7 protein-coding genes are annotated in these 13,779 nt (G+C 66.5%); 3 read left to right on the top strand and 4 right to left on the bottom strand.

The window, feature by feature from the left end:
• Positions 1-35 precede the first annotated feature (35 nt).
• Positions 36-2,537 (bottom strand): penicillin-binding protein 1A, encoded by a 2,502-nt coding sequence (locus IF803_RS04195; protein ID WP_411783843.1) that lies wholly within the window; start codon positions 2,535-2,537, stop codon positions 36-38.
• Between the two features lie 236 nt (positions 2,538-2,773).
• On the bottom strand, positions 2,774-4,084 hold the full coding sequence (locus tag IF803_RS04200) for an N-acetylmuramoyl-L-alanine amidase (RefSeq protein WP_461191369.1): 1,311 nt from the start codon (positions 4,082-4,084) through the stop codon (positions 2,774-2,776).
• A gap of 705 nt (positions 4,085-4,789) precedes the next feature.
• Between IF803_RS04200 and IF803_RS04205 the strand changes: the two genes are divergently transcribed.
• Both IF803_RS04205 and IF803_RS04210 read left to right on the top strand, forming a co-directional pair.
• Positions 4,790-7,981 (top strand): Rne/Rng family ribonuclease, encoded by a 3,192-nt coding sequence (locus IF803_RS04205; RefSeq protein WP_461191370.1) that lies wholly within the window; start codon positions 4,790-4,792, stop codon positions 7,979-7,981.
• Between the two features lie 106 nt (positions 7,982-8,087).
• The gene (locus tag IF803_RS04210) at positions 8,088-9,320 is read left to right on the top strand and encodes an NAD(P)/FAD-dependent oxidoreductase (RefSeq protein WP_028344941.1); all 1,233 of its coding nucleotides are present in this window, start codon (positions 8,088-8,090) and stop codon (positions 9,318-9,320) included.
• A gap of 13 nt (positions 9,321-9,333) precedes the next feature.
• Here the strand turns inward: IF803_RS04210 and IF803_RS04215 are convergent, their stop codons facing one another.
• Positions 9,334-10,668, bottom strand: a complete 1,335-nt coding sequence (locus IF803_RS04215) for a dicarboxylate/amino acid:cation symporter (RefSeq protein ID WP_304500074.1) — start codon at positions 10,666-10,668, stop codon at positions 9,334-9,336.
• A 211-nt stretch (positions 10,669-10,879) separates the two neighbouring features.
• Complete coding sequence (locus IF803_RS04220; protein WP_461191371.1) at positions 10,880-12,067, bottom strand: pyridoxal phosphate-dependent aminotransferase; 1,188 nt, start codon at positions 12,065-12,067, stop codon at positions 10,880-10,882.
• A 227-nt stretch (positions 12,068-12,294) separates the two neighbouring features.
• On the opposite strand from IF803_RS04220, the gene IF803_RS04225 reads away from it, so the two are divergent.
• Entirely contained in the window at positions 12,295-13,701 is a 1,407-nt protein-coding gene (locus IF803_RS04225; RefSeq protein ID WP_304500073.1) for a M48 family metalloprotease, read from the top strand.
• Positions 13,702-13,779: the final 78 nt, after the last annotated feature.

Below are 13,779 nucleotides of genomic sequence, written 5' to 3' on the forward strand. Positions count from 1 at the left end.
GCCGCACTATCCCGGCGATTTGGCCGGACAGGCCGCTAGTAGAGCCCCCCGGTTCCCGGGCGCATGAAGAAGCCGCCATCCGGCTGGGCCCCATTCTGCGACGGCTGCTGGCCAGGCGCCGGGCCGCGTCCATCGGCATCGGCGACGCCGATGACCGAATAGTTCTCCGGCGGCGCGGTGCCCGGCTTGAAGGCTTCGAGGATGGTGTTGCCACCGTCACCGGGACCGGCGCGCATGCCGGTCTTGGCGTCGACGCGGATCAGCTTGATGCCGGCCGGAACCTTGAACGGCGTCGGCGGTTTGTCGGCGAGCGCAAGCTTGAGGAAGTCGCGGGCGATCGGCGCTGCGACATGGCCGCCGGTGGCGGCGCGGCCGAGATTGCGCGGCTTGTCGTAGCCCATGTAGACGCCGACTGCGAGATCGGGCGAGAAGCCGACGAACCAGACGTCCTTCTCGTCGTTGGTGGTGCCGGTCTTGCCGGCGATCGGCTTGCCGACTTCCTTCACGACGGTCGCGGTGCCGCGCTGGACCACGCCTTCCATCATCTCGGTGATCTGGTAGGCGGTCATCGGATCGAGCACCTGCTCGCGGCGGTCGACGAGCTGCGGCTCCGGCTGGCTCTTCCAGCCCCCGGGCGCGTCGCAGCCGCGGCATTCGCGGGTGTCGTGCTTGAAGATGGTATGGCCGTAGCGATCCTGGATGCGATCGATCAGCGTCGGCTTCACCCGGCGGCCGCCATTGGCGAACATCGAATAGGCCGTGACCATGCGCATCACGGTCGTTTCACCGGCACCCAGCGCATACGACAGATAGTTCGGCAATTCGTCATAGACGCCGAAGCGCTTGGCGTATTCGCCGACCAACGGCATGCCGATGTCCTGCGCGAGGCGCACCGTCACGGTGTTGAGCGAGCGCTGCAACGCGTTGCGCAGCGTGGTCGGGCCGTAATATTTGCCGGTCGAGTAGTTTTCCGGACGCCACACGCCAGCGCCCTGCCCTTGATCGATCTCGATCGGCGCGTCGATCACGGTGGTCGACGGCGTATAGCCGTTGTCCAGCGCCGACGAGTACACGATCGGCTTGAACGACGAGCCGGGCTGCCGGTAGGCCTGCGTCGCGCGGTTGAACTGGCTCTGGTCGAACGAGAAGCCGCCGACCATCGCGAGCACGCGGCCGGTCCACGGATCCATCGCCACCATGGCGCCGGACACTTCAGGCAATTGCCGCAGGCGATACTGACCTTCGACCGCGTTGCCGTCCTTGGTCACCAGCGGATCGGCATAGATCACGTCGCCGGGCTGCAGCACCTGCGAAACCGCGCTCGGCGCCTTGCCCCTGGTCTTGGCCCAGCGCACGCCGTCCATCGTGATGATGCCGGTCTGCCGTTCCTTGCTGACCGCGCCGCCGAGCTCGCGGCCCGGCTGGAAGCCGATCCGCGCCGACTGATCGCTGGTCTCGAGCACGACAGCCATCCGCCACGGCGAGATGTCGGACAGCGACTTCACGTCGGCAAGCTTGACGCCCCAGTCACCGGAAATGTCGAGCTTATGCAGCGCCCCGCGCCAACCCTGCGCCTCGTCGTAATTGACGAGACCTGCGACCATGGTCTTGCGCGCCATCACCTGGATCTTGGGATCGAGCGTGGTGCGCACCGACAGGCCGCCCTCGTAGAGCTTCTTTTCGCCGTAGCGCTCGAAGATGTCGCGGCGGACTTCCTCGGCGAAATATTCGCCGGCGAAGATGTGCGCGCCGTTCGAGCGGCTGGTGACGTTGAGCGGGTCCTTGCGCGCCTTGTCGGCGTCGGCCTGCTTGATCCAGCCGTTCTCCAGCAGACGATCGATCACATAGTTGCGGCGCTCGATCGCGCGGTCGCGGTTGCGCACCGGATGCAGCGCCGCCGGCGCCTTCGGCAGCGCGGCGAGATAGGACGCCTCCGCGATCGTCAGCTCGTTGACCGACTTGTCGAAATAGACCAGCGACGCCGCCGCGATGCCGTAGGCGCCGAGGCCGAGATAGATTTCGTTCAGATAGAGCTCGAGGATGCGGTCCTTGGAATAGGCGCGCTCGATGCGCATCGCCAGCAAGGCTTCCTTGATCTTGCGGCTGAACGAGACCTCGTTGGTGAGCAGGAAGTTTTTCGCGACCTGCTGGGTAATGGTCGAGGCGCCCTGCGGGCGGCGGTTCGAGCCGTAGTTCTGCGCATAAAGGATCGCAGCGCGCGCCATGCCCTGATAGTCGATGCCGCCGTGCTCGTAGAAGTTCTTGTCTTCGGCGGCGAGGAAGGCGTTGATCACGAGTTTCGGCACCGCCTGGATCGGCAGATAGAGCCGGCGCTCCTTGGAGTATTCGCCAAGCAGCGCGCCGTCGGCGGCATGCACGCGGGTCATCACCGGGGGCTCATAGTCCTGCAGCTGCGAGTAGTCGGGCAGATCCTTGGAGAAATGCCAGATGGCGCCAGCGACGGCGGCGACACCGACCAGGAACACGACGGTTCCGGCGGCGAACAAGAAACCCATAAACCGCACGAGCAGGCGCATTATCGACGTTCCGTTCCTACCCTCCGGCGCTCAGTCGTCAGAAGCGCCTGTCCAAAAGTGCGAAAGCCTCACACAACGAAGCTTTGGCCCAGCGAGCCACTTGCGCACGCGAATATACAAGAGCCGCCGGACAATATGGTCGATTCTGCGGACCTGCGGTCCATTGTCTATACCGTCGCGGCTGTGGCCAAACTAGGGCTTCGGCGCAACGGCCACGGCTTTTCAGCGGGCCGATTTCACTTTGCCGACCCGGCAGTTGCCAGCCGTTTGGCGAAGAACGTGTCGATCGCCTGGACCATCGAGCCGACCGCCTTGTTCCGCCAGCTCTCCGAGACCAGGTGCTCGAGGTCCCCCTTGTTGGAGACGTAGCCGATCTCGACCAGCACGGACGGCACGTCGGGCGCCTTCAGCACCCGGAAGCCGGCCGATTTGAGCGGATGCTTGTGCATCCGCACCGTGGTCTTCATCTCGTCCATCAGAAGACGGGCGAAGCGATTGGAGAATGTCTTGGTTTCGCGCTGCGCGAGGTCGATCAGGATGTCGGCGACCTCGGTCGGCTCGTCGGTCAGGTTCACGCCGGCGATGGCGTCGGCCTTGTTTTCCGCCTCCGCCAGCCGTTCGGCCTCGGCGTCGGAGGCCTTGTCCGACACCGTGTAGATGGTGGCGCCCTGGGCATCGCCCTCGCGGCGCGGCAGGGCGTCGGCGTGGATCGAGACGAACAGCGCCGCCGACTGGGCGCGCGCGATCTTCACCCGGTCGTTGAGCGGGATGAAGGTGTCGTCGGACCTCGTCATGACCACCCGATACTTGCCCGACTTCTCGATCCGGTCGCGCAGGGCAAGGCCAAAGCCCAGCACCAGGTTCTTCTCGGTCTGGTCGCCGGATTGGGTGCCGTTGTCGATGCCGCCGTGACCGGGATCGATCACGATCAGCGGACGCGCGTCGGTGACCGCGACCGGCGGCAGCGCCGCCGAGGTGACGGCCGGAATGGTCGCCGTGGTGGATTCGGAAGTCGCCGGTTTCGATTCGGGCCGGCTCGCGGGCGCCAGCGACTGCACGAAGCTGGTGCGGTCGACCTCCTCGAAATCCAGCACCAGCCGCGGCGGCTGGCCGTTGGCGGCATCGAGCACGTAGGAATTGGCGATCTTCACCGGTCCGGTCAGGTCGAACACGATCCGCGAGCCGCCGGGCATCACGAGACCATAGCGGAACGCCTTCACCAGGCCCCGCCCCGCCGAGCCGGTGCCGGCCGCGAGCTGGAAATCGACCTGCGGGATATCGACCACGACGCGGTAGGGGTCGGCCAGCGGGAAGGCGCGAAACTCGATCTTGCGGTCGAGGTCGAGGATGAATCGGGTCTGCTTGGCGTCGCCGGCGAGCCTGGCGCCGGATGCGACCGGGAAATTCGGGGCGCTCGCGGCCGGCGCAGGCGGGCCGTTCTGCGGTCCCTCGGCCGCGCTCGGGGCGCCGGCAACGGCAAACACCGATGTTGCGGCGCACAACAGCCCGCATCCCAGAAAAACAAGGTGTTTTGCGCGGTTCGCCACCCGATTCGTAGCCTCCCAGCTGCTTCTTACCGCATTAGAACCACACGGTTAATCGCCCCCTAATGACGCGCCAGCGAAAAGAACCGAGTGTTGCGGCGGCGTGACGCTTCCCTTGCACGCGGCGGTCAATCCACGTATGTACGGGGTGCTGACGGCTAGTACTCCCGGTTGTGTCGCGTTCAGCCTCCCGGTGCAGCGGTGGAACCTTCCAGATCGAAGATCCCGCCGTGTTTTTCCGGTCCCTCCCCAGCCAGCGCCGCGCGCGGCTGACACGGAGTGGCGGATTCAAGCCCGAGCGGCGTCCGGTCCCAGGCACACTCCCTCGCCAGAGGGACGGTTTGAGACACGGCATAACCGATTATCCGGTCCCTTGGGGCCTCGATATGCGATGGCCGGCGGGCGCTTCGGCGCCAGGCGGGGCTTTCAGCAAAAGATACGGCGGTATTTTTCGCCGCCAACATGTTTAGACGGGCCGACGCTTAATGCGCCAGACTGTATTGCCGACCAGGATCCCCCGAATGATCGCGCTGACGCGAGGTGAAAACTTCGCCCGTCGCATCATCCCGGTGAGTTCCCGTCCGGCGCTGCGCCGCGAGATGCGTTTCGGCCTTCCCCTCACCCCCGAATCAGGTGGACCGTCGCGTCACCGGGCGGCGCAGTTTGCGCGCGCCATGATCCGCGCCCGCCGCCGTCAAGAGCTCCAAAATGCCCAACAAGATGTTGATCGATGCCACCCACCCGGAAGAGACCCGGGTCGTCGTGGTCCGTGGCAATCGCGTCGAAGAGTTTGATTTCGAGACCGCCCAGCGCAAACAGCTGCGCGGCAACATTTATCTCGCCAAGGTTACGCGCGTAGAGCCGTCGCTGCAGGCCGCCTTCATCGAGTATGGCGGCAACCGGCACGGCTTCCTGGCCTTCAGCGAAATCCATCCCGACTATTACCAGATCCCGGTCGCCGACCGTCAGGCGCTGATCGAAGCCGACGAGCGCGCCCATCGCGAGGCCGAGGAAGAGCACGAGAACCGCGGCCATCGCCGCCGGTCGCGCCATCGCAATGCCCGTCGCCGCGGCCATGGCGAGCGCGTCCAGAGCGAGGTGATCGAGGGTGCGAGCGACACGCAGGCGCTGCCCACCATCGAGGGTCACGAACATCCCGTCGATGCCGAGCATCATGAACATGATGCCGAGCACCACGATCACGGCGTGGTCGCCCACGAAGGCCATGAGCATGAGGCGCATGATCATGCGCATCACGAGGACCATGATCATGGCCACGACGATCATGGCCACCACGATCATGGTCACGACGACCACCACGATCACGATCATGCGCATGATCACGACCACGCCCCCGAAGTGAGCGAGGCGGCGGCTGCCGACGCCCCATCCGACCCCGTCGTTGCGGTGGTCGAAGCCTCCGCCGCGTCGGCCGCGCCCGAGTCCGTCGAGACGGTCGAGGTCAATCATGAGCCCGAGCGGGTCCATGAGGAGCAGATCGAGGAAAACGCCGCGCATGCCGACGACGCGCCGCATGTGGTTTCCGACGACGTTCACGCCACCGCCGATGAACACGCGGTCGCCGAATACGGCGCGCTCGCCGAGGTGGTTGCGCCCGAGACCGGGCCTGGCGACGAGGCCGGCGAAGATGACGAAGAGGATGACGGCGAGGAAGGCGAGGAAGAGGACGTCGTCGAGTCGGTCGGCGGCGACGACGTGCTCGAGGAGGTTCCGGAGCGCCCGTTCCGTCCGCGCCGCCAGTACAAGATCCAGGAAGTGATCAAGCGCCGGCAGGTGATGCTGGTGCAGGTCGTCAAAGAAGAGCGCGGCAACAAGGGCGCCGCGCTGACCACCTATCTGTCGCTCGCCGGCCGCTACGCCGTGCTGATGCCCAACACTGCGCGCGGCGGCGGCATCAGCCGCAAGATCACCTCCGCCCAGGACCGTTCGCGGCTCAAGGAAGTGGTGCAGGATCTCGACGTGCCCGAGGGCATGGGGATCATCCTGCGCACCGCCGGCGCCTCCCGCAGCAAGCCGGAGATCAAGCGCGACTTCGAATATCTGATCCGGATGTGGGAAACGGTGCGCGACCTGACGCTGAAGTCGCAGGCGCCGACGCTGGTCTACGAGGAAGGCTCACTGATCAAGCGCTCGCTGCGCGACCTCTACAACAAGGAGATCGACGAGATCCAGGTGGCGGGCGAAGCCGGCTACCGTGAAGCGCGCGACTTCATGAAGATGCTGATGCCGGCCAATGTGCGCGCGGTGAAGCAATATCGCGACGGCCAGCCGCTGTTCTCGCGCATGGGCGTCGAAAGCCAGCTCGACGCGATGTTCTCGCCGACCGTGCAGTTGCGCTCCGGCGGCTACATCGTGATCAACCAGACCGAGGCGCTGGTCTCGATCGACGTCAACTCCGGCCGCGCCACGCGCGAGCACCATATCGAGGACACCGCGCTCAAGACCAATCTGGAAGCGGCGGAAGAAGTCGCGCGCCAATTGCGCCTGCGTGACCTCGCCGGCCTGATCGTCATCGACTTCATCGACATGGACGAGAAGCGCAACAACCGCGCGGTCGAGCGCAAGCTGTCCGACTGCCTGCGGCAGGACCGTGCGCGGATCCAGGTCGGCCGCATCTCGCATTTCGGCCTCTTGGAAATGTCGCGCCAGCGCATCCGCGCCAGCGTGCTCGAAAGCTCGACGGAGCCCTGCCCGCAATGCGGCGGAAGCGGTCACGTCCGCTCGGTCTCGTCGGTGGCACTGCAGCTCTTGCGCGGCATCGAGGAGATCCTGATGAAGGGCGCGACCCACAATCTGGTGGTCCGTACCCGTACCGACGTCGCGCTGTACGTGCTCAACCACAAGCGCGGCCATCTGCGCGATCTCGAAGACTCCTTCCGAGTTTCGCTGTCGATCGTCGCGGACGCCACGGTGCACGGCCAGCAGTCCTACATCATCGACCGCGGTGAGCAGGTGCATACGCTCGAAGCGGCCAAGGCGCTGCTCGCTGCGCAGGCTGCCGCTGCGCCGGCCCAGGCCGAAGAGGCCGATGAGGAGGAAGAGCTGTTCGAATACGAGGCCGAGATCGAGACCGACGAGACCGAGGGCCTCGCCGACGAGCGGGCGGCCGGTGATGAAGCAGGCGCCGCCGAAGGCGAAGGCGACGGTCAGCGCCGCAAGCGACGCCGCCGGCGTCGCGGCCGCGGCGGCAGCGAGGCGCGTGAAGGCACCCAGCAGCCGCGCGAGGACGGCGATCTCATGCATGTCCTGCCCGACGGCACCGAGGCGGTTGCCGCCGCCGATGCCGAAGGCAATGAGGACGAAGGCGACGAGCAGCAGGGCGCTGCCCGCGACGACCAGGCCGGCGATGGCGACCGCCGTCCGCGGCGCCGCGGACGTCGCGGCGGCCGCCGCCGGCGCGGCAGCGGCGGACCGGACGACGGTCTCGCCGGATCGATCTCCGATGAGTTGAGCCCGGCGGCGACGTCGGAGGCCTCCGACGCCGTCGCCGATTTCGATAGCCATGATGCGGAGCCGGCTCCCTCGCTGGCGCAGCCCGAGCTGGTCGCCGAGCCGCCGGAGTGGCGGCCGACCGAGGCCGCGCCTGTTGAGCCTGTTGAGCCGGTCGCGGCACCCGAGCCCGAAACTGCCGCGGCGACTGCCGCCGAGGACACGGCGGCCGAAGGCGACCGTGCGCAGCGCCGCCGCTCGACGGTGCGCGAAAAGGTCAACTTCGCGTCGAGCCCACTGCCCGAGGCATCAGCGGCGCTGGTTCAGAGCCCGGCGGAGGAAGCTGCCCCTGAGCCGGCCGCGGCTGCTCCAGAGCCGGCACCGGCCGGTGCGGCCGAGGCTCCGGCCCGCAAGGGCTGGTGGTCACGCCGCTTCGGCGGCGGCAACTAGCACCACCTGTAAGTCAAAACGCCCGGTTCACGCCGGGCGTTTTTATTGAACAGGCAATCCGTTCGTCAGACCTCGGCGTAACGGAGCCTGACGGAGACGGATCCTAATGCAAAGCGCGATCGTTCTTGGCGGCGGCATGGTGGGCGTAAGCACGGCGCTGCATCTGCAGCGTCGCGGCTGGTCGGTGACGCTGGTCGACCGCAAGGAACCCGGCCGCGAAACCAGTTACGGCAATGCCGGCATCATTCAGAGCGAGGCGGTGCGGCCCTACCCGATGCCGCGCGATCCCGCCACGCTCGCCAGGATCGCGATGGGGCGCACCAACGACGTACGCTATCGCCTGGCGTCGCTGCCGCAGCACGCCGGCCCGCTGCTGCGCTATTGGTGGAACTCGACGCCCGAGCGGCACCGCGAAGCCACCCTCGCCTGGGCGCGCCTGATCGCCTACGCCACCGCCGAGCATGACACGCTGATCCGCGACGCCCATGCCGACAATCTGATCCGCCGCGCCGGCTATCGCCTGCTGCATCGCGACCCGGCCGCGCTGGAGCAGGCGATCGCTGTCGCCGAGGAGAACCAGCGCGATTTCGGCGTGACGTTTCGCGTCCTCGATGGCCGCGAGCTCGCCAAGGCGGAGCCGCTGCTGCGCGACGACCTGCCCGGCGCCATCCACTGGCTTGGGCCCTGGACCGTGTCGGACCCCGGCGGGCTGGTTTCGGCCTATGCCGGATTGTTCGAGCGTCTCGGCGGCACGCTGCTGCGCGGCGATGCGCAGACGCTGACGGAGACGACGTCCGGCTGGTCGGTCGACACCAGTGGCGGCCGGATCGATGCCGCCCACGTCGTGGTCACGCTCGGCCCGTGGTCACCGCAATTGTTGCGCAAGTTCGGCTACCGGATCCCGCTGGTGCGCAAGCGCGGCTACCACATGCACTACCAGGGCGGCCGCTCGCTCGACCTGCCGCTGGTCGACACCGCGAACGGCTACGCGATGGCGCCGATGGCCAAGGGCATCCGCATCACCACCGGCGCGGAGCTGACCAGTCCCGACGCACCGGCGACACCGATCCAGCTCGGCTACGCCGAAGCGGCCGCACGCGAGCTGATCGAGATCGGCAGCCGCGTCGAGCCCGAGCCCTGGTTCGGCACCCGCCCCTGCACGACCGACATGCTGCCGGTGCTCGGGCCGGTGCCGCGCCATCGCGGACTGTGGGTCAATTTCGGTCACGGCCATCAGGGCTTCACGCTCGGCCCCGCGACCGCGCGCGTGCTGGCCGAAACGATGAACGGCGAGGCATCCGCGGTGGACACCTCGCCGTATCGGCTGGACCGGTTCTGACGTCGACGAAAAATCAGTCCGTCGTCAGCGCGGTCTCCATGTCAGTCGGGTCGATCTGCCGGGCGAGATTGGCGTTGAGCTTGTCGCGATCGAGCTCGCCCTCCCACCAGGCGACGATCACGCAGGCGACGCCGTTGCCGCACAGATTGGTCAGCGCGCGGCACTCGCTCATGAACTTGTCGATGCCGAGCACGATCGCCATGCCCGGCACCAGCCGCGGATCGACCACCGCAAGCGTCGCCGCCAGCGTGATGAAGCCCGCACCGGTGATGCCGGAGGCGCCCTTCGAGGTCAGCATCGCCACGATCAGGATGGTGATCTGCTGGCTGAAGGTGAGATCGAAGCCCAGCGCCTGCGCGATGAACAGGGTCGCCAGCGTCATGTAGATATTGGTGCCGTCGAGGTTGAACGAATAGCCCGTGGGCACCACGAGGCCGACCACGGATTTCGAGCAGCCGAGCCGTTCGAGCTTCTCCATCAATGACGGCAGCGCGCTCTCGGAGGACGAGGTGCCGAGCACGATCAGGAGCTCGTCCTTGATGTAGGCCAGGAACTTGAAGATCGAGAACCCGGCGACCCGCGCGATGATGCCGAGCACCACGAACACGAACAGCGCGGCGGTCAGATAGAACGTCGCGATCAGCCCCATCAGGTTGAGGATCGCGCCGGTGCCGAACTTGCCGATGGTGAAAGCCATCGCGCCGAACGCGCCGATCGGCGCCGCCCGCATCACGATCGAGATGACGCCGAACACCGCGTGCGCGGCGTCGTCGATGAACGAGCGGATGGTGTGGCCGCGCTCGCCGAGGCCCATGATCGCGAAGCCGAACAGCACCGAGAACAGCAGCACCTGCAGGATCTCGCCCTGCGCGAATGCGCCGACCACGGTGTCGGGAATGATGTGCAGCACGAAGTCGACGCTCTTCTGCGCCTCCGCCTGCTTGGCATAGCCGGCAACCGCCTGCGCATTCGCCGCCGCGTTGCCGAAGCCGGCGCCGGGCCTGACCAGATTGCCGACGAGCAATCCGATCACCAGCGCGAAGGTCGAGACGACCTCGAAATACACCAGCGCCTTGACGCCGATGCGGCCGACCTTCTTGGCATCTTGTATATGGGCGATGCCCGACACCACGGTGCAGAAGATGATCGGCGCGATCACCATCTTGATCAGCTTGATGAAGCCGTCGCCGAGCGCCTTGATCCACTCGTTGGTGGCAAGGCCGGGCCACAACCAGCCGACCAATGCGCCGAGCACGATCGCGATCAGGACCTGGACATAGAGAACTTTATACCACGGCTTGCTGCCGGTGCTCGCCGGTGCAGTCGTGGCAACGGTTGTCGTCGCCATGTGTCACTCCCCCTCAGAAATGGCGGAAATAGCCAAGATCAACTTGGCCGCTCAAGTCAAATGGAACTGTGTGGGCCCTGCCGCTTATCCGCGATGATCCGCCCGCCACAGCGCCGGTGAAACCACGACGCTGCGCTGCGAAACTGATCCGAAAGGCAAAGCGAACTCCGGACGGCTCTTGAAGGCTCTTAAAGCGCTTGGAGTTCGCGGGCTATTTAAGCCAATGCGCGATCCGCGCAACTGCTTCCTGCATCTCCGCGGCCGAGCGTGCATAGGAAAAACGGATGAAGGCGCGGCCGTGGATCGGATCGAAATCGACGCCGGGGGTCGCCGCGACATGCGCCTTCTCGAGCATCTCGCTGGCGAAGGCGAAGCTGTCAGAGGTGAAGTCGGAGACGTCGGCATACAGGTAGAACGCGCCGTCAGCGGGCAGGAATTTGGTCAGGCCGGCCTTCGGCAGCCCTTCGATCAGGATGCGGCGGTTCTCCTGATAGCCGCGCTTGATCGCCTCCATCTCCTCGCGGCCTTCGAACGCCGCTTCGGCCGCGATCTGCGACAGGGTCGGCACCGAGATCGACAGGTTCTGCTGCAGCCGCTCGATCGGCCGCACCAGCACGTCGGGCACCACCATCCAGCCGACACGCCAGCCGGTCATGCAGAAGTACTTCGAGAACGAGTTGATCACGAGCGCGTTCGGCGACAGCTCGGCGGCCGTCACCGCAGGAAATGCATAGTCGAGCCCGTGATAGATCTCGTCGGAGATGAAACGGATGCCCGCGCTGTCGGCAGCCGCCATCAGGCTCGACAGCGCCTCGCGCGACATCATGGTGCCGGTCGGATTGGCGGGGCTGCCGACCAGCACGCCCTTCAGCGGCGCCTTGCGATGGGCGGCGAGCAGCGCCTCGCCGGTCAGGGCATGGCGGGTGTCGCCGGAGGTTTCGATCAGCACCGGCTCGCAGCCCAGCGCGGTCAGGATATGCCGGTACGGCGGATAGCCCGGCACGGTGACGGCGACCCGGTCGCCCGGCTCGAACATCGCAAGAAACGCCAGGATGAACCCACCCGACGAGCCGGTGGTGACGATGATGCGCTCCGCGTCGACCGCGCAACCATACGTGTCGCGATAGTGCCGTGCGATGCGCGCGCGCAGCGAGGGAATGCCGAGCGCCGACGTGTAGTCGATCCGCCCGTCCGCAAGCGCGGCCTGCGCGGCCGCGATCGCCGGCTTCGGCGCGCCTGCGGCAGGCTGTCCCACCTCCATATGGACGACATGGCCGCCGGCGGCTTCGATTCGCGCGGCGGCCGCCATCACGTCCATCACCATGAACGGCGGAACATCGCTCCGTCCGGACGCTGTCAACAGGCTGCTTACACGGTCTCTCGGTGTCGCTTCACGCATGGATTTCTGCTATTGCACGGCCGCTGCCGAATTCGGGTTCCCGTTACCGGCTGCCGCCCCAGACTGGCCGCATTCGGTGGCTCCTTATAACGCTTTCAGGCCAAGTGAATACCCGGTTCGCGTGAAGAAGAACTGCAAAAACAACAGACTGCGCCACGCGCCAAATCCGGTCGGGCCCGGACCCCGGACGTGTGCCGGCGCGGCCAGTCATCGCCGATAGATCGCCCATGCTGTTCCGCCTCGCGCTTCGCACCAGGACCTTCAAGCTGACCGCGTTCATGACTGCGGTTGCGCTCGCGGTCGGGCCCGTCGTCCCTGCGCGAGCCCAGCAAAAAGGCCCGCCGGTGCTGCGCGACACCGAGTCCGAGCAGCTGCTGCGCGAATACACAAGGCCGATCCTGCGCGCCGCCGGTCTGGAGAAGCAGAACATCCAGATCGTGATCATCAACGACGGCTCGTTCAACGCCTTCGTCGCCGACGGCCGGCGCATCTTCGTCAATTACGGTGCGCTGCTGCAATCGGAGACGCCGAACCAGATCATCGGCGTGCTGGCGCACGAGACCGGCCACCTCGCCGGCGGCCATCTCGCCAAGATGCGCGAGCAGTTAGCGCAGGCCCAGACCCAGATGATCATCGCGATGCTGCTCGGCGTCGGCGCGCTTGCCGCGGGTGCGGGCGGCCGCGGTGGCGGAAACGGTCTCTCCAGCGCCGGCGCCGCGGCGATCTCGGCGCCGCAAGCGGTCATTCAGCGCACGCTGTTGTCCTATCAGCGCCAGCAGGAAGAGAACGCCGACCGCGCCGGCGTCAAGTTCCTGAACGCGACCGGACAGTCGGCCCGCGGCATGTACGAGACGTTCAAGCGCTTCACCGACGAGAGCCTGTTTGCCTCGCGCGGGGCCGACCCCTATTTGCAGTCGCACCCGATGCCGGTCGATCGCGTCTCCGCGCTGCAGGAATTGGCGCGCTCCAGCCCCTATTGGGACAAGAAGGACGATCCGGCGCTGCAGCTGCGCCACGACATGATGCGCGCCAAGATCTCGGGCTTCATGGAGCGGCAGGACACGGTCTACCGCCGCTATCCGCTGTCCAACACCAGCCTGCCGGCGCGCTATGCACGCGCGATCACGACCTATCTGCACGGCGATCTGCGCTCGGCGATCGCGCAGATCGACGGCTTGATCCAGGTGCAGCCCAACAATCCCTATTTCTACGAATTGCGCGGCCAGGCGCTGCTCGAAGGCGGCCGGCCCGCCGAAGCCATCGCGCCGCTGCGCCGCGCGGTGCAGCTCTCCAGCAATTCCCCGCTGATCGAGATGCTGCTCGGCCAGGCGCTGGTCGCCTCCGACAACAAGGCCTACACCGACGAGGCGGTCAACATGCTGCGCGCCGCGGTGGCGCGCGAGCCCGAGGCGCCGCTCGGCTATACCCAGCTCGCGATGGCCTATGGCCGCAAGGGCGACTATGCCCAGGCCGACCTCGCCTCGGCGCAGGCGGCCTATCTCCGCGGCGACACCAAGACCGCCCGCGACCTTGCGTCACGCGCCAAGACGCGGTTCGCGATCGGCACGCCCGGCTGGGTCAAAGCTGACGACATTGTGAGCGCCAAGCCCATGCCGGGTCAGAAAAACAACTAGAAATAAACCGTAGTTCCATACAACGATCACCGAAACCGGCTCACGGCCACGCCGCTTTTTTGAGCCACCGCGAACAAG

This window comes from Bradyrhizobium sp. UFLA06-06, assembly GCF_054820065.1.